This window comes from Arthrobacter sp. Y3221157, from assembly GCF_059089865.1.
In genome coordinates, this window is the sequence record NZ_JBNHFD010000091.1 from 1 (window position 1) to 16282 (window position 16282).

The 16282-nt window shown below is 66.8% G+C and carries 17 protein-coding genes; 8 read left to right on the plus strand and 9 right to left on the minus strand.

Annotated features, from left to right (window positions below; all coding sequences use genetic code 11):
• The coding region (locus AC5RTT_RS17260; protein WP_494146218.1) for an ATP-dependent 6-phosphofructokinase at positions 1-925 on the plus strand (925 nt) is incomplete at its 5' end.
• Here AC5RTT_RS17260 and AC5RTT_RS17265 read toward each other — a convergent pair.
• Positions 922-1128 (minus strand): hypothetical protein, encoded by a 207-nt coding sequence (locus AC5RTT_RS17265; RefSeq protein WP_494146219.1) that lies wholly within the window; start codon positions 1126-1128, stop codon positions 922-924. The two genes, AC5RTT_RS17260 and AC5RTT_RS17265, sit on opposite strands and share 4 nt — an antisense overlap.
• A gap of 435 nt (positions 1129-1563) precedes the next feature.
• On the opposite strand from AC5RTT_RS17265, the gene AC5RTT_RS17270 reads away from it, so the two are divergent.
• The gene (locus tag AC5RTT_RS17270) at positions 1564-2973 is read left to right on the plus strand and encodes an aldehyde dehydrogenase family protein (protein ID WP_494146220.1); all 1410 of its coding nucleotides are present in this window, start codon (positions 1564-1566) and stop codon (positions 2971-2973) included.
• 69 nt (positions 2974-3042) lie between these two features.
• Here AC5RTT_RS17270 and AC5RTT_RS17275 read toward each other — a convergent pair whose 3' ends face one another.
• The 6 genes from AC5RTT_RS17275 to AC5RTT_RS17300 all read right to left on the minus strand — a co-directional run bounded on the left by AC5RTT_RS17275 (position 3043) and on the right by AC5RTT_RS17300 (position 8988).
• The gene (locus AC5RTT_RS17275) at positions 3043-3429 is read right to left on the minus strand and encodes a hypothetical protein (protein WP_494053095.1); all 387 of its coding nucleotides are present in this window, start codon (positions 3427-3429) and stop codon (positions 3043-3045) included.
• Positions 3430-3597: 168 nt separating this feature from the next.
• Complete coding sequence (locus tag AC5RTT_RS17280) at positions 3598-4023, minus strand: heat shock protein transcriptional repressor HspR (RefSeq protein ID WP_494009823.1); 426 nt, start codon at positions 4021-4023, stop codon at positions 3598-3600.
• A gap of 15 nt (positions 4024-4038) precedes the next feature.
• Positions 4039-5010 (minus strand): DnaJ C-terminal domain-containing protein, encoded by a 972-nt coding sequence (locus AC5RTT_RS17285; RefSeq protein WP_494146221.1) that lies wholly within the window; start codon positions 5008-5010, stop codon positions 4039-4041.
• Between the two features lie 253 nt (positions 5011-5263).
• A complete protein-coding gene (locus tag AC5RTT_RS17290) occupies positions 5264-5944 on the minus strand; it encodes a nucleotide exchange factor GrpE (protein ID WP_494146222.1) in 681 nt (226 codons plus the stop codon).
• 3 nt (positions 5945-5947) lie between these two features.
• Positions 5948-7810 carry a molecular chaperone DnaK gene (gene dnaK / locus AC5RTT_RS17295; RefSeq protein WP_494146223.1) on the minus strand — a complete coding sequence of 621 codons (1863 nt, stop codon included), beginning with the start codon at positions 7808-7810 and terminating at the stop codon, positions 5948-5950.
• Positions 7811-7932: 122 nt separating this feature from the next.
• Positions 7933-8988, minus strand: coding sequence for a helix-turn-helix transcriptional regulator (locus AC5RTT_RS17300; RefSeq protein ID WP_494146224.1), 1056 nt, complete (start codon positions 8986-8988; stop codon positions 7933-7935).
• Between the two features lie 82 nt (positions 8989-9070).
• Between AC5RTT_RS17300 and AC5RTT_RS17305 the strand changes: the two genes are divergently transcribed.
• Positions 9071-9505 carry a nuclear transport factor 2 family protein gene (locus tag AC5RTT_RS17305; RefSeq protein ID WP_494146225.1) on the plus strand — a complete coding sequence of 145 codons (435 nt, stop codon included), beginning with the start codon at positions 9071-9073 and terminating at the stop codon, positions 9503-9505.
• Between the two features lie 21 nt (positions 9506-9526).
• Here AC5RTT_RS17305 and AC5RTT_RS17310 read toward each other — a convergent pair whose 3' ends face one another.
• Positions 9527-9739 (minus strand): hypothetical protein, encoded by a 213-nt coding sequence (locus AC5RTT_RS17310; protein WP_494146226.1) that lies wholly within the window; start codon positions 9737-9739, stop codon positions 9527-9529.
• 153 nt (positions 9740-9892) lie between these two features.
• Entirely contained in the window at positions 9893-12103 is a 2211-nt protein-coding gene (locus tag AC5RTT_RS17315; protein ID WP_494146227.1) for an MMPL family transporter, read from the minus strand.
• Between the two features lie 190 nt (positions 12104-12293).
• Here AC5RTT_RS17315 and AC5RTT_RS17320 point away from each other — a divergent pair, with 190 nt between their 5' ends.
• From AC5RTT_RS17320 to AC5RTT_RS17340, 5 genes are all read left to right on the plus strand, one after another.
• Positions 12294-12806: a MarR family winged helix-turn-helix transcriptional regulator gene (locus tag AC5RTT_RS17320; protein ID WP_494146228.1), complete on the plus strand. Its 513-nt coding sequence runs from the start codon at positions 12294-12296 to the stop codon at positions 12804-12806.
• Between the two features lie 47 nt (positions 12807-12853).
• Positions 12854-13672, plus strand: a complete 819-nt coding sequence (locus AC5RTT_RS17325) for a methyltransferase domain-containing protein (RefSeq protein ID WP_494146229.1) — start codon at positions 12854-12856, stop codon at positions 13670-13672.
• Positions 13673-13759: 87 nt separating this feature from the next.
• Complete coding sequence (locus AC5RTT_RS17330) at positions 13760-14383, plus strand: LysE family transporter (protein ID WP_494146230.1); 624 nt, start codon at positions 13760-13762, stop codon at positions 14381-14383.
• Positions 14384-14531: 148 nt separating this feature from the next.
• Positions 14532-15071, plus strand: coding sequence for a low molecular weight protein-tyrosine-phosphatase (locus AC5RTT_RS17335; RefSeq protein WP_494104262.1), 540 nt, complete (start codon positions 14532-14534; stop codon positions 15069-15071).
• A 155-nt stretch (positions 15072-15226) separates the two neighbouring features.
• Positions 15227-16282: nucleoside/nucleotide kinase family protein (locus tag AC5RTT_RS17340; protein WP_494146231.1), on the plus strand; the 1056-nt coding region annotated here is incomplete at its 3' end.

A 16282-nucleotide genomic window follows, 5' to 3' on the forward strand; every position in this document is an offset into this window, starting at 1 on the left:
CGTCGGATTCCTCGACGGCTGGCGCGGCGTGGTGGAGGGCGACATCATTGACATCCCCCGCACCATGGTCCGTGGCATCGCCAAGCAGGGCGGCACCGTCCTCGGCACCTCCCGTACCAACCCGTTCGAGAACGGGGGCGGCCCCGAGGTCATCAAGGCCCACATGGACCGCCTGGGCATCGATGCCATCATCGCCATCGGCGGTGAGGGAACCCTGGCCGCCGCCAAGCGCCTCACCGACGCCGGGCTGAAGATCGTCGGCGTCCCCAAGACGGTGGACAACGACCTTGACGCCACCGACTACACCTTCGGTTTCGACACCGCCGTACAAATCGCCACCGAAGCCATCGACCGGCTCCGCACCACCGGCGAATCCCACCACCGCTGCATGATCGCCGAGGTGATGGGCCGGCACGTGGGCTGGATCGCGCTGCATGCCGGCATGGCCGCCGGTGCGCACGCCATCCTCATCCCGGAGCAGAAGGTCAGCATCGAGCAGATTACCCAGTGGGTGAAGGAAGCCCACGCCCGCGGCCGTGCGCCGCTGGTGGTGGTGGCCGAAGGGTTTGTTCCGGAGCACATGGAAACCCCGCACTCCGAACGTGGCCTGGACACGTTCGGCCGTCCCCGCCTGGGCGGCATCGCCGACCAGCTGGCCCCCGAGCTTGAAGCCCTGACCGGCATCGAAACCCGCGCCACCATCCTCGGCCACATCCAGCGCGGCGGCGTCCCCTCCGCCTTCGACCGGGTCCTGGCCACCCGCCTCGGCATGGCCGCCATCGACTCAGTGGTGGAAGGCTTCTGGGGCACGATGGTGGCCCTGAAGGGAACGGACATCGAGCACGTAGGCTTCCAGGACGCCCTGGGCCAGCTGAAGACCGTGCCGCAGAAGCGCTACGACGAAGCCTCAGCCCTGTTCGGCTAAGGCAAGGACTGGGAAGAGAACCAGTGAGCGTCCACCCGCTCCTGGGAGGGGGTGGCTGGGGTGAGCAGCATGGTTACAGTGTCAATACGCTCATCAGCGTCCTGTCCCTCCACCAATGCCGCGGCTTCGCTGCGCGTTGACACCACCGGGACCGAACCGAGGAGCGGCCGGAACGCAGTCTCGCGCATCGTCAGCAGCACCACGAGGGCCGATTGTGCCGGCCAAACTAAGGAACGACGCGGGCATCATAGGCGCTGCCGCTCACGTAGCTGCAATTCACCTGAATGCGATTGCAGCAACTGCAAGTAGACCCCTTGTTACAGCGTGCAGGTTGAAGCACACCCCAACCTGACGTCAGACAGTAGCTGAAAGGTGTCAGATTCTGACGCAGTTCGGCTTTTCTGACATGCCCTCAAGAAACTCCTAAAGTCCAACCTGGCACTTCTGGCTGGCCAAGCGTGGAGCGCCTCCTCACACCAAACGGACGTTGAAGAAGAGCCAACAAACGCAACCCGTTCCTCCCAAGCCAAGGGTTCTGCGCGAAAAGACAAGAGCGGAGCCGGGCCGGTAACCCACACTGGGGGTAGCCCGCTACGCCGCCCGGCTGGCGTCCTTGCCTACTCGAAGTGGAGTATCCCTTGGAAACCTACGATGCGCTCCTGGCGTCCATCACGCCCACGTCCGGTCCCAGCCGGACCATCCTGAACCCCGCCACGGGCGAAGCCGTGGGCGAGGCCCCCATCCATGACCTCGAGTTCCTGGAGCAGGCCGTCGCCACCGCCGTCGAGACGCAGCCAGCATGGGCGGCGCTGGGCCACGAGGCAAGGTCCGCCGCGCTCCTGAAAGCAGCCGACGCCGTCGAACGCTCCGCCGAGGAACTCGCCCAGCTGCTCTCCCGCGAGCAGGGCAAACCCCTCAACGGGCCCAACGCACGCTTCGAAGTGGGCGCCTGCGTGGCCTGGCTCCGCGCCACCGCCGGCCTGCCGCTGGAACCGGAAACCATCGTGGACGACGGCGAGACCCGCGCCGAACTGCACTACAAGCCCATCGGCGTCGTCGCGGCCATCGGCCCCTGGAACTGGCCCATGATGATCGCCATCTGGCAGATCGCCCCCGCCCTGCGCATGGGCAACACCGTCGTCGTCAAACCGTCCGGCAACACCCCGCTCTCCGTCCTGGCCCTGGTCAAAGTCCTCAACGAGGAACTCCCCGAAGGAATCCTCTCCGTGGTCTCCTGCGGCCGCGAAGTCGGCGCCCGGCTGACCGACCACCCCGCCATCGGCAAAATCATGTTCACCGGTTCCACCGCCGCCGGCCGCGCCATCATTAAATCCTCCGCGGACACGGTCAAGCGCCTCACCCTGGAACTCGGCGGCAACGACGCCGGCATCGTCCTGCCCGACGCCGATCCCAAGGCCATCGCCGAGGACATCTTCTGGGGCGCGTTCCTGAACACCGGGCAGACCTGCGCCGCCCTCAAGCGCCTCTACGTCCACGACGACATCTACGACGCCGTCTGCGGGGAACTCACCAGCGTGGCCAAGGCCATGCCCATGGGCAACGGGCTGGACGAGAACAACGTCCTGGGCCCGCTGCAGAACAAGGCACAGTACGACGTCGTCGCGAACCTTGTGGAGGCAGCCAAGGCTTCCGGAGCACGCGTCCTCCTGGGCGGCAACCCGGACCCCAACCAGCCCGGCTACTTCTACCCCACCACCCTGGTGGCGGACATCGACAACGACAACCCGCTCGTGGCCGAGGAACAGTTCGGCCCCGCCCTTCCGATCATCCGCTACAGCACCATTGATGAAGCAGTGGAAAAGGCCAACGCCCTCGACGTGGGCCTCGGCGCCTCGGTCTGGTCCTCAGACCTCAATGCTGCCCGCGAGGTGGCCACCCGGATCCAGGCCGGCACCGTGTGGATCAACCGGCATGGCGCGGTGGACCCCCGCATCCCCTTCGGCGGCGCCAAGCAGTCCGGCTACGGCCTCGAATTCGGCGTCGAAGGCCTCAAGCACCTCGGCGTTCCCCAGGTCATCAACGGCTAGGAAGCGTTGGAGACGGGAGCCCCGCATGCCACCCGGTGTGCGGGGCTCCCGGGCTTTTGGGTGATGCCGCTACCCCATGGCCGGGGCGGTGGAGGTGCGGCCGGCCAACTGCCGGCGGGCCCAGCGGGCCAGCTTCTTGCCCTTGCCCTTCCACCAGTTGTCCTCGTCCTTGTCATGGTGCAGCCGGAAGATGATGGCCACCAGCACGAACATGCCCATGACCACGTCCACCCAGGACGCCACCACCAGGGCGATCAGCACGGTGAGGCCGTTGGCGATGATGGACGGGACGGCCAGGGTCCGGAACACGGTGCTGGCGACGTACCGCCGGTGCGACCGCGGAACCGACAGGGCGCGCACCATGTCGAAGCACACGCATACCACCACGATGGTCTGCCCGACGGCCAGCAGGACCTGGCCGGGAACCGAGCCGCTGAACGCGGCCACCGACTCCATCCCCGGGCTCACGGCCGGGCCTTAAGCTGAGAACCACACATCAAAAACCCCCAGAAACTTAGGAACCACTGCTGATCCAGCGGTGGTTCTATTGAAGTTTCCGGGGGCGGACGGGGCACGAGTAGTGGGTACTCGAATTTCGGCCCGGGTCTGCAGCCTAGTACTTATCTACTGTCCGATGGCCCGCGGCCGCCACAGCACCACGGCCTGCGACCTGGGCCTGGGGCGCTGGCCGCGTGCCAGGGTCACCACGTCCCCGGCGGCGCCGGCGGCGAAAATGCGGGAGTCGAACGGCTGCGGCCGGCGGCCCAGTTCCTCAGTCAGTTCAGAGACGCGCCGTTGCAGGGCGGCTACCTGGTTTTCGAGCTCCAGGATGCGCTTGATCCCCTCCAGCGAAACGCCTTCCTGGGACAGCCGCTGCACCTCCCGCAGCATGTTGACGTCCCGCTGCGAGTACCGGCGGGACTTCCCCGGCGCGCGGCTGGGCTTGACGATGCCCAGCCGGTCGTACTGCCGCAGGGTCTGCGGGTGCATATCCGCCAGCTCGGCCGCCACCGAAATCACGAAGATGGGCTGGTCCGCATTGATGTCCACCGAACACCTCCGCTGCTAGAGCCGGGCCTTGGCGGCCAGGCCCTCGCGGACGTCCGCACCGGCTGTGGCGTCGGCAAAGGCCTTGACCGCGGCTTCGGCTTCCTTATTCAGGTTCTTCGGTACCGCGACGTCGATGGTCACCAGCAGGTCGCCGGTCACCTTCGAGGTCTTCACGCCTTTGCCCTTCACCCGCAGGGTACGGCCCGACGGCGTCCCGGCCGGAACACGGACCCGCACCTTGTCGCCGTCGATGGTGGGCACCTCGATGTCGGCGCCAAGCGCAGCTTCCGGGAAGGTGACGGGGACGTGGATCCGCAGGTTGTCGCCGTCGCGCGTGTAAAACGGGTGCGGCTGGACCGAGACGGACACCACCAGGTCGCCGTTGCCGGCGGCACCGGGCTGGCCCTTGCCGCGCACGCGCACCTTCTGGCCGTCCTTGATACCGGCCGGAACCCGGACGTCGATCACTTCACCGCCGGGTTCCCGCAGGCCGATGGTGGTGCCGCGGATGGAACCGGCGAAGGAAATGCTGGTGGAGGCGGTACGGTCCGCGCCCTTCTGCGGGGTCCGCTGGAAGCCGGTCTGGCCGAAGCCGCCACCAAAAAGGTCGGCGAACTCGGGCGGAATCCCGCCGGCGGAGGGGTTGAACCCGCCCGCATGCCGTCCCGTGTTGCCGGTGAAGAGGCCGCCGAACAGGTCCTCAAACCCGCCGTTGCCCGCGCCGGCGCTGCCCGGAGCAAACCGGGCACCGCCACCCATGGCACGGATGGCGTCATACTGCTGGCGTTCCTCGGGATCGGACAGCACCGAGTACGCCTCGGAGATGTCCTTGAACTTCTTCTCGGAAGCGGTGTTCCCCGAGTTGGTATCAGGGTGGTGCTCTCGGGCCAGCTTCCGGTAAGCCTTCTTGATATCGGCGTCGGAAGCGTCCTTGGCAACACCAAGGATCTTATAAAAGTCCTTGTCCACCCAATCCTGGCTAGCCAATGGCGTTTCCTTTCTTGTTCAAACCTACGTGCGCGGCCGGGCAACGCTCCGCTGGATAGGGGGCCGTGCCCGCTCCGCGGTGCCCGCCACGCCGCGGCCCCCTATCCAGCTGCGCTTCGCTTGCTCCCACCTTAGGCGAGACGAACGCTGAGCGACGGACGGATGAGGGGGCCCGGGAGTGGCACGTAAGGATCTGGCCGAGGGCCCCTTATCCGTTCGGCGCGGTCCCGGCGTAGCGCCGGAAGTACCCCGACTACGCCGGGACCGCGACGATGACCTGGGCTGCGCGGAGGACGCGTTCTCCTGACTTGTAGCCAGACCGGAGCACCTGGCTGACGGTGTCAACCTCGATGTCCTCGCCGGGCTGCTGGATCAGGGCCTCGTGGATGGTGGGGTCGAACTCCACGCCGGTTTCGTCGATGCGGACCAGGCCGTAGGTCTTCAGCGCGTTCTCCAGCTTCGTGGCGATCGCGGCGAAGGGACCGTCGGTCAGGTCTCCGTGCTGCCGCGCGGCGTCGACGTCGTCCAGGACCGGAAGCAGGGAGTTCAGGACGCCGATGACGGCCATCTCCCCTGCCACGGCGCGGTCGCGTTCCACGCGCTTGCGGTAGTTGACATACTCGGCCTGCAGGCGGAGGAGGTCGTTCTTCAGTTCGACCGCCTCCGCGTTGCCGGCTGAGCCTGCCGAAACCCCCTGGGCCACGGATTCCTCGGCGGGCACCTCAATGCCGTTGAGGATTTCCTCCGCCTGGGCCAGTGCGTCGCCGTCGGAATCCTGGGCGCCGGCTTCGGGGGCGGACTGGCTGCCCTCGGGGTGCCGTGCCTGGCCGGTCACCGGGTCAACCTTGCGGTTGTCCCGGATGACCGGTTCGGAGGCGCCGCCCTGCTGGCCCGCGGATGAGTTGTGCTCTTCCTCGTTACCGTGGTGCGGCATGGTTTACTTCTTCGCTTCGTCTTCGTCGATGATCTCGGCGTCGACGATGTCCTCGTCGGCCTTGGACCCTTCCGGACCTGCTGCTCCTGCGGCACCGGTGGCGCCGTTGGGCGAACCGGCCTGGGAGTAGATGGCCTCGCCGAGCTTGGTCTGGGAAGCCTGCAGCTTCTCGAACGCAGCCTTCACAGCGGCATCGTCGGTGCCTTCGAGGGCCTTCTTGAGGTCGTCGACGTCGGTCTGGACCTCGGTCTTGACCTCTTCCGGGAGCTTGTCCGCGTTGTCGGCGATGAGCTTGTCCACGGAGTAGGCGAGCTGCTCGGCCGTGTTGCGGGTGTCGGTGGCCTCGCGGCGGGCCTTGTCCTCGGCTGCGTGCTCCTCGGCGTCACGGACCATGCGGTCGATGTCTTCCTTGGAGAGCGCGGTGCCGCCGGTGATGGTCATGGACTGTTCCTTGCCGGTGCCCTTGTCCTTCGCGGAGACGTGGACGATGCCGTTCGCGTCGATGTCGAAGGTGACCTCGATCTGCGGGATGCCGCGCGGTGCTGGGGCGATGCCGGTCAGTTCGAAGGTGCCCAGCGGCTTGTTGTCGCGGGTGAACTCACGCTCGCCCTGGAAGACCTGGATGGCCACGGACGGCTGGTTGTCGTCTGCCGTGGTGAAGGTCTCGGACCGCTTGGTGGGGATGGCGGTGTTGCGCTCGATCAGGTGCGTCATCACGCCACCCTTGGTTTCGATGCCGAGGGACAGCGGGGTGACGTCGATCAGGAGGACGTCCTTGCGCTCACCCTTCAGCACACCGGCCTGCAGGGCTGCACCAACGGCCACGACCTCGTCCGGGTTGACACCCTTGTTCGGTTCCTTGCCGCCCGCCAGTTCCTTGACCAGTTCGTAGACAGCCGGCATACGGGTGGAGCCACCGACCAGCACGATGTGGTTGATGTCGGTCAGCTTTATGCCGGCTTCCTTGATGACGTCGTGGAACGGCTTCTTGGTGCGCTCCAGCAGGTCCTTGGTGAGGTCCTGGAACTTGGCGCGGGTCAGCTGCTCATCCAGGTGGACCGGGCCGTCGGGGGTGACGGACAGGTACTGGAGGGAGACGTTGGTGCTGGTGGAGGAGGACAGTTCCTTCTTGGCCTGCTCGGCAGCTTCGCGGAGGCGCTGCAGGGCGATCTTGTCCTTGGAGAGGTCGATGCCCTTGACCTTGAGCTGGTTCAGCAGGTAGTCAACCACGCGCTGGTCCCAGTCGTCGCCGCCGAGGCGGTTGTCGCCGGCGGTGGCGCGGACCTGGATGGTGGAGAAGTTGTCTTCGTCCTTGCCGACTTCCAGCAGGGAGACGTCAAACGTACCGCCACCGAGGTCGAAGACCAGGATGAGTTCGTCTTCCTTGCCCTTGTCCAGGCCGTAGGCGAGGGCCGCGGCGGTGGGCTCGTTGACGATGCGCAGGACGTTGAGGCCGGCGATTTCGCCGGCTTCCTTGGTGGCCTGGCGCTCGGCGTCGTTGAAGTAGGCGGGAACGGTGATCACAGCGTCGGTGACCTTTTCGCCCAGGTAGGACTCGGCGTCGTTCTTCAGCTTCATGAGGATACGCGCGGAGATTTCCTGCGGCGTGTACTTCTTCTCATCGATCGCCTTGGTCCAGTCGGTGCCCATGTGGCGCTTGACCGACGAGATGGTGCGTTCGATGTTGTTGACCGCCTGGCGCTTTGCGATTTCGCCAACCAGGACTTCGCCGGACTTGGAGAATGCAACCACGGACGGCGTGGTGCGGCCACCCTCGGCGTTGGCAATAACGGTGGGCTCGCCACCTTCGAGAACGGAGACGACGGAGTTGGTGGTTCCGAGGTCGATACCTACTGCACGTGACATTGTGTTGCTTCCTTCTTTCCTTGGAAACTTGCTGGCGCCCGCTAATTGAGCGTTCTGCACTCAACCTTACTCAGGGCTCCGATGATGTCAAGCAGAGTTGAGTCGACTACGCTCAACTTTGCTTACTCAAGGAAAAGGGCAGCAACGAGTTCCCCGCGGCTCGCGACACCCACCTTGCCGAAGATGTGCCGCAGGTGTTCCTGTGCGGTGTAGGGCGAAATGCCCAGCAAGTGGGCCATCCGCTGGGTGGCATGCCCTCGCACAACAAGCTCCGCGACCTGCAGCTCACGCGGGGTCAGTCCGAAAATCGCAGCGGTCAAAGGGGCCAGGTGCGCATGATCAGCCGGTCCGATGATGACACCTGCAGAACCGGGCTGCGCCAGCTCCGCCTCGACGCCGTACAAGGCAGCCCATCGCCCGTTGGCCAGCCGGAGATGGAGCGGCCCCGCCGTGCTGCCCCCGGCCCGCGTCGCGAACGAGACGGCGTGAATGGGCAGCGGCAGGCCGCCCGCGGACGAGGGACCGTCAGGAAACAGTGCCAGCCATTCCCGCGCAGTTGCGCTCACGGCAATCGGAAGGCCTGCCGGGTCAACGATCACCAGCCCGGGCGAGCCGGGGCTGGGCGCGGCGGAGGTGGGACCGGCGAGCAGGCCCCGCCTGACCCCCTCTGCCAGCAATGGCGCAACCGAACGCATGAACTGCCGGTCTGACTCGTCAAAGGCAGGCATGGCGGCCGGCCTGTTAAGACGCACCGTCGCCCAGACCCGGCCAGCATCGTCCCGCAGGGCCACCACCATCTCCTGCTCAAGATCGTGGTCCCGCATGTAGTCGCGGTAGATCGCACTGCGCCAGGGGTTCCCGCCGGTAACGTCGGCGAGGGTCTGGACGCCGGCCGGGTTCCGTGCAACCTCAACCGACTTGTTCACATCGTCGTCGAGATATTCCCAGCGCATCTGGGCGGCACCGTCCAGCGTGCAGTCGGGCCCGTACACGCCGTTGATCAGCAGCGAGCGGGGGTCCAGGGAGTACCAGGTGGGCGTCGCCGCTGCGCCTGCCGCCGAGGGCACCGCCTGCGCAACGAGCGGTCCGGCAGCGGCGCAGAAGGCCGCGGCGTGGAGGGCGGCATCAACCAGTTCGCCCAGGTCGCGCCTTACCCTGCCCGCCGCCCGCTGGTCCATCTTCCTGCCTCAATCCGCCAGAAGCCCCAATAACAGAATCCTGTTATCGACGGGAGCCGTCAATGCCCGCATCATGGCTGCCATGGATGAATTCGCCGGTTATGGCCAGGGACTTGCGCGGACCTTCATCAGCACCGTGGGAAGCCGTGATCCTGGCGGCTGGGCCGCAATGTTCACAGAGGACGCGACGTACATGACACCAGATCTCCCGGACGCCCTTCATGGCCGGCCGGCTCTGAAGGCGATGGCGGAGACACTCTTCACCGCCTTCCCTGACATGGTGTTCGAGGTGCGGTCGGTAACAGAGCAAGGCAACGTGGTGGTCCTGGAAGGCGCAACCAAAGGCACCTTCACCGGGCCGATGCAAACGGCTGCGGGAGAAGTGCCGCCGACCGGCAAGTCCTACGAGGCGCCCTTCGCTGCCGTTTGCGAACTATCCGACACCGGGCTCATCAAGTCCTGCCGCGAGTATTACGACACGGCGGCCTTCGCCGCCCAGCTCGGGCTGGCCGGCTGACCCTGGCGCTGCCGGGAGCGGTTACCGCTCCGCGTCCGGATCGCCGTGCAGCGGGCCGCGCTCGTCATTGGTGGACATGACCTGCCCGTCAGTCAGGCCATCACGGACGGCATCCTCGTTCCGGAAGTCCTCGGCGGGGTTCTCGGCGTCGCCCTCCCCGTACTGGCCGCCTTCACCTTCCAGCCCCGGCTCCGTGCTGCCTTTACGCGACCGCTCTGCGGGAATTTCAGTCATGGGGCATCTCTCCTTTGAGTTTCGCGTCCATGCACGCGCACTGGCAGTCTATCGAGCAGCACAGCCAGCCGACAGGGCGCCAAGTGCAGCCCCCCGCCCCTCGAAAAGGCTGCTGGCGCCACCGTGGACCGGTGGCGCCAGCAGAATTGCAGCTCAGCGGCTGGCTACTTCTTCCACCTCCGGCTCGACGCCGGGTTCGCGGTCACGCAGCGCAGCAGGGTCGCCACCCGGCCGGGAGAGCTTGCCGGGCCACCAGATTTTGGGGCCGATGTCGTAAGCCAGCGCGGGTACCAACAGCGAGCGCACCAGCACCGTATCCAGCAGGACGCCGAACGCCACAATGAAGGCCAGCTGCACCAGGAACATGATGGGAATGACGCCCAGCGCCGCGAACGTGGCGGCGAGCACCACGCCGGCGGAGGTGATCACGCCGCCGGTCACGCCCAGGCCGCGGAGGATGCCGGGGCGGGTGCCGTGCTTCAGGGACTCCTCCCGGACCCGGCTCATCAGGAAGATGTTGTAATCCACACCCAGGGCAACCAGGAACACGAAGCCGAACAGCGGCACGGTGGCGTCGGCACCCGGGAAGCCCAGGATGTTGTTGAACACCAGCGCGGACACGCCCATGGCCGCGGCGTAGGAGAGCACCACGGAGAGCACCAGCAGGACCGGCGCGAGCACGGACCTCAGCAGCAGCATCAGGATAAAGAGGATCACCACCAGGACCACCGGGATGATGATCACCAGGTCACGCTGGGCTGTGGTGTTGGTGTCCAGCGCGGTGGCGGTGACGCCGCCCACCAGGGCACCGGGGTCCACCGCCTTGACGTCCACTCGGAGGGCCTTGACGGCTTCTTCGGCCTCGAGGGAGTCGGCCGCGGAGTTAAGCGTGGCGTTGATCAGCACCTTGCCCTCGCGGACGTCGGGCTCGCTGGGAGCCCCGGGGGCGCCGGTGATCGGTACGCTGCCTTCAGCCAGCAGGTAGGCCTCCCCCACGCCGTCGGCCGCTTTCACCGCGTCCAGCACTTCCTGTGCCTTGCCTTCGTCCGCAACCACGACGGCGGGGCTGCCGCTGCCCGCGTCGAAGTGGCGGGCCAGCGCGTCCTGGCCGTCCACCGCATTGGAGGTGGTGAGGATGACGTCCGTCTGCGGGACGCCGTTGGCCTTGAGCTGGAGGACGCCGGCGGAGGCTGCGGCCAGCAGCAGGACGGACGCGATCCAGACGGTCCGAGGACGCCGCTGCACCAGTGCGCCGGTGGCCCGCCACAACCCTTTCTGGCCTTCCAGCCCCGTGACCAGCTCGGGCTCGCGCTCGCCAGCGGGGGCGGGCTTGGGACGGAACGGCCAGAAAGCGGCACGGCCCAGGAGCGCCATCAGGGCGGGCAGCAGCGTGAGTGCGGCGAACAGCGAGCAGATGATGCCTGCCGCTGCCACAGGCCCCAGCGCCTTGTTGGAGTTGAGGTCCGAGAAGAGCAGGCAGAGCAGGGCGATGATGACCGTGGCGCCGGACGCCAGGATGGGCTCAAACGAGGTCCGCCAGGCCGTCAGCGCCGCGGACGTCCGGTTGGTGGTGTGGGTCAGTGCCTCACGGAAGCGTGCCACGTAGAGCAGGGCGTAGTCGGTGGCCGCGCCGATCACCAGGATGGAGAGGATCCCCTGGCTCTGGCCGTTCAGCTGGATCCAGCCTGCCTTGGCCATGCCGAAGACCAGCAGGATGGCGGCACACAGCGCGAACACCGAGGTCAGGAGCACCATGAAGGGCAGGAGCAGCGAGCGGTACACCACCAGCAGGATGACGAACACTGCGGCCAGCGCCACCAGCAGGAGGATGCCGTCAATCCCGGCGAAAGCGGCCACCAGGTCGGCCGCGAGGCCGGCGGGCCCGGTCACGAACGTGCGCATGCCCTCGGGCGCAGCTTCAGCCACCGCGTCCCGGAGCTCCTTCACGGCCTCCTGCACTTCCACCTCGGACTCGCTGATGGGCGCAATGAACTGGACCGCTTTGCCGTCCTCGGACGGAATAGGCCCAATCACCGCGCTGCCCAGCTTCAGCTCTTCCAGGTCCGCCCGCAGCGCGGCCACTTCACCCAGCTGGGAGGGAGTGAACGGGGCATCGCTTTCGATGACGATGACGCCCGGCACCTCGTCCGAGTCCCGGAACTTGGCCTGCCAGTCCTGGGCGGCAGTGGCCTCCGCACTTGCCGGAAGGAAGGACGCCTGGTCATTGGAGGACACTTCCTCCAGGCGGCCGAAGGTGGGGCCGCCCACGCCGGCGAGCACCAGCCACGTGAGCACCAGGATGACGGGGGCCAGCCAGCGCAGCCAGAACGGCACGCGCTCCCTGCTTTCGGTTTTGTGTTTCATGATGCCTTCCGGACGTATAGGACACGAGCATTAGTTCCAGAGTAGACTATCTCCATGGTAGAGATAAGTGATCATCAAGGTTTTTCTTAGCGATCGCCATGAAGGCACGGAGGGCAGGCTGAAGTAGTATCCGTCAGTACGGCCGGGCACACCCGGCGGTACTGCCCACCAGAAGGATGAGGAGGCGGCCATGGCGGCAAGCGGGCCCGCGGACACGCCGCACCCTCCGGCATCCCCTGGGCAGAATGGCGGCCCGCACCCCCTCGTCCGGCTCCTGCAGGAATTCACCCTGGAGGCCAACCGGTACGTGGACACAGCCGGCGGCAGGAAGGACATGCACAGGACGGACCTGAATGCCCTGGCCGTGATCATGCGCCACACGGCCAAGGGGAATCCGGTGACACCGGGACTCCTCCGCAAGGAGCTGCACCTCAGCTCCCCCGCCACCACGGCGCTGATTGACAGGCTGGACAGCTCCGGCCACGTGGTCCGCGAGCGCAACAGTTCCGACCGGCGGCAGGTGCAGCTGAAGATGACACCCAAGGCCTTCCAGGAGGGCGGCGCCATTTTCGCGCCCCTTTCGCGTCGAATGGGCAGTGCCATGGCGGAGTTCTCGGAGGAGGATCTGGAAACCGTCTCGCGGTTCATGACCGCAATGGTGGAAGCCACTGTGGCGGCGCGCGAAGAATCCTCGGCGGATTAGGCCGGCGAAATCCTTCCGCGCCGAGGCGTGAGGGGTAGCGTTTGGTTATGAGTGCCCAGCAGCCCGAAGAAGACGTCTACACGCACGGCCACCACGAATCGGTGGTCCGCGCCCACGCCGCCAGGACCGCCGAGAATTCCGCCGCCTTTGTCCTGCCCCACCTGACCCCCGGCTCGGACCTGCTCGACGTCGGCTGCGGACCGGGCACCATCACCTGTGATTTCGCGGCCCTCGTCTCGCCCGGAAAGGTCACCGGCCTGGACCGCTCACCGGACATCATCGTGCAGGCCCAGGCGCTCGCCGTCGAACGTCAGGTGCCCAACGTGGAATTCGTGGCCGGCAACATCTACGACCTCGAGTTCGAGGACGAGACGTTCGACGTCGTCCATGCCCACCAGGTACTGCAGCACCTCACCGACCCCGTGGAGGCCCTCCGGGAAATGCGCCGCGTGGCCAAACCGGGCGGCATCGTCGCCGTGCGCGACGCCGATTTCCACGGCATGAGCTGGTATCCCGCCATTCCTGAACTGGACGAGTGGATGGAGCTGTACCAGCGCATCGCGCGCCGCAACGGGGCAGAGCCCGACGCCGGGCGGCGCCTGGTCAGCTGGGCACAGTCGGCGGGGTTCACGGACGTGGCCCCCTCCAGCAGCAACTGGCTGTACGCCACCGGACAGCAACGCCGCTGGCAGGCCCGCGTCTGGGGCGAGCGTGTACTGCACTCAGCCTTCGCCGAACAGGCGCTGGAGTACGGCTTCGCCAATCCCGCGGACCTGGCACGGATCTCCGCCGGCTGGCACCGCTGGGGCTCGACCGACGACGGCTGGTTCCTGATCCCCAACGGCGAGGTCATCGCCCGGGCGTAGGCCTACGTTGTCCATCCAGACGTACGGTCCCGTAGCCACCCTGTGGTGACCCCCCGTCGCCGGCCCTCTGCCGCGTAGGATTGACAGGTGCAATTTTCCCTTTGGCTGGCCCTGGCCGGCGCCGGCGCCCTGATCAGCTTCACCCCCGGCGCCGGAGCCATCAACACCATGAGCAACTCGTTGAACGCCGGCTTCCGGCGGTCCATCTGGGGAATCCTCGGGCAGCAGGCGGCACTGGTGGTGCACGTGGTGATCGTGGCACTCGGCGTCGGCGTGCTGGTTGCGAGCTCGCCGGTGGCCTTCAATGTGATCCGCTACGCGGGCGCCGCCTACCTCATCTACCTGGGCGTCCGGCAGTTCCTCAGCAAGCCGAGCCTCAAAGAGGAGCAGACGGCGGCGCTCCGGAACGAGCCCGCCTTCTCGATCTTTCGGCGCGGGTTCTGGGTGAACCTGCTGAACCCGAAGGCCATCGTCTTCTTCCTCGCCTTCACTCCCCAGTTCATCCGGCCCGAACAGCCCTTGTGGACGCAGTACGCCGTGCTGACCGCCACCATCGTCGCGATCGACATCCTGGTGATGTGGTTCTTCTTCGCCGCGGCAGCCAGGTCTTTCCAGCGCTTCACCCAGACTCCCCGGGGACAGCTGGTCCTCAGTAAGGTGTTCGGCGTGCTGTTTGTGGCCGTCGGGATCCTCCTTGCCCTGATTCACTGATTCCCGGGCTCACTGACCCGCGGTCCCGCGGAGCACCCAACCTCACTACATACCCCTGCAAGGGGTTCGTCATGCATCTTTACAAACCCGTCAATTTTTATGTACCACCCGCTAGCCATGCGGCCGGAAAGCGCGCATGCTTAGCATCATGAACTCAGCGTCGAGCCCATACCGCGTCATCGCCGTCTGCACCGGCAACATCTGCCGCTCACCCATGGCGGAACTTATGCTGAGGGCCGCGTTTGAGCGCGAAGGGCTGGACGGATTGGTGGCGGTGGACTCGGCGGGCACCACGGGCTATGAGGCCGGGCGCCCCATTGATCCGCGGGCCGCACGGAGGCTCGCAGCCACGCAATTGGCGTCCGAGCTGCACATCGCGCGGGAGTGGCTCCCGGAATGGTTCCGTGAACGGGACCTCATCCTGGCGCTCGATATCGACCACTACGCCTGGCTGAGCGAGGCGGCGCCGGACCAGGAGTCGCTGGGCAAGATCCGCATGCTCCGAAGCTTCGATCCCGCAATGGCCGGCAAAGACCTGCTGGACCAGGGCATCGAGGACCCCTGGTACGGCGGGCATGCGGACTTCGATGCGGTCTGGCACCAGATCCAGGCCGCCCTTCCGGGGATCGTGGAGCACGTCAAGGCGGCCGTCTCCTCGGACGCGCAGCTGCAGCGGCAGGGAAGCTGACGGCCCACCGGCCATTCCTGCAATTGAGAACCGCTCTCAATCAGGCTCTTCGCCATGCGCGCACAGATCGTTAGGCGCCGCGGCAGGACTTTCATGATTTAACAAGAAGGACCCGCGGATGAAAGCCCGGCAAGGATAAAGGTACGCTCTACTCCATGAGCCCAGCCCCCGTCATCATCGCCATCGACGGGCGCTCGGGCGCTGGGAAGACCACTCTCGCCGTCGAACTGGCTGCCCGCCTGCGCGCCCACCACAAGGTCTCGCTGTTCCATCTCGAGGACATCTACCCGGGCTGGAACGGCCTGGCCGCCGGCGTGGAGCGGTACGTCGACACCGTCCTCACCCCGTTGCACAGGGGTGAGGCGGCAACGTGGGTGGCCTGGGACTGGGAAAACCATTACGACGGCGAGCCCCGGGTCACCCTCCCCGCCGAGATCGTCATCGTCGAGGGCGTGGGTGCCGCCGCGGCAGGTGCCCGGCCGCTCCTGGACGCCGTGATCTGGGCTGAATCCCCTGACGACGTCCGCCGGACCAGGGCCCTGGACCGCGACGGCGCAACCTATGAACCCTATTGGGACCAGTGGGCAGCGCAGGAAGACGAATGGCTGGCCGGAGATGACGTCCCGGCGCGTGCCGACGTGCGCGTCCAGAACCTGGCGGACGGCTCCGCCGTCGTTGACGTCCTGCGGCTCCTCCCCTACCTTCCGGCGCTGGCTCCCGTCCTAGCACCCGAACTGTCCGCCCGCCGCGGGCTCCGCCTCCGGTCGGAACGGCTGCAAGAGCGTCCTGATTCCGCGGCGCTGTTCCGTTCCCTGTACGGCGGCTCACCCAATGCGGTCTGGCTGGACTCCTCCAACGCCGGAACGGCAGCCTCAGCGGGCAGCGGTGGGACGGGCACGGACGAGGTGTCCGCGCGAACCGCCGCGGAGCGCAGCCGTTTCAGCATCATGGCGGACGACGGCGGGACGTTCGGGCAGTCGGTAAGCCACCGGTCCGGTGAAAGCCTGATCAGCGCCGGTTCCGCAACCGTCAGGGTCACCGGGCAATTCTTCCGCTGGCTGGACACGGTGTGGGGCCGCCGCGCGGTCCGCGCGCCGGAGGGCTACCCCGGACAGTTCACGCTGGGCTGGCTGGGCTGCCTGGGCTACGAGCTCAAGCGTGAAACAGGGGGCGCCGATCTGCCCGCCGCCACCCCGGACGCCGTCCTGATC

Bases quoted from the DNA above. Each gene is read 5' to 3' on its own strand.
- AC5RTT_RS17275 (WP_494053095.1), bottom strand. From the start codon at position 3,429: ATGGAGTCGGTGGCCGCGTTCAGCGGCTCGGTTCCCGGCCAGGTCCTG.
- AC5RTT_RS17290 (WP_494146222.1), bottom strand. From the start codon at position 5,944: ATGCCGCACCACGGTAACGAGGAAGAGCACAACTCATCCGCGGGCCAG.
- dnaK (WP_494146223.1), bottom strand. From the start codon at position 7,810: ATGTCACGTGCAGTAGGTATCGACCTCGGAACCACCAACTCCGTCGTC.
- AC5RTT_RS17300 (WP_494146224.1), bottom strand. From the start codon at position 8,988: ATGGACCAGCGGGCGGCGGGCAGGGTAAGGCGCGACCTGGGCGAACTG.
- AC5RTT_RS17305 (WP_494146225.1), top strand. From the start codon at position 9,071: ATGGATGAATTCGCCGGTTATGGCCAGGGACTTGCGCGGACCTTCATC.
- AC5RTT_RS17310 (WP_494146226.1), bottom strand. From the start codon at position 9,739: ATGACTGAAATTCCCGCAGAGCGGTCGCGTAAAGGCAGCACGGAGCCG.
- AC5RTT_RS17315 (WP_494146227.1), bottom strand. From the start codon at position 12,103: ATGAAACACAAAACCGAAAGCAGGGAGCGCGTGCCGTTCTGGCTGCGC.
- AC5RTT_RS17320 (WP_494146228.1), top strand. From the start codon at position 12,294: ATGGCGGCAAGCGGGCCCGCGGACACGCCGCACCCTCCGGCATCCCCT.
- AC5RTT_RS17325 (WP_494146229.1), top strand. From the start codon at position 12,854: ATGAGTGCCCAGCAGCCCGAAGAAGACGTCTACACGCACGGCCACCAC.
- AC5RTT_RS17335 (WP_494104262.1), top strand. From the start codon at position 14,532: ATGAACTCAGCGTCGAGCCCATACCGCGTCATCGCCGTCTGCACCGGC.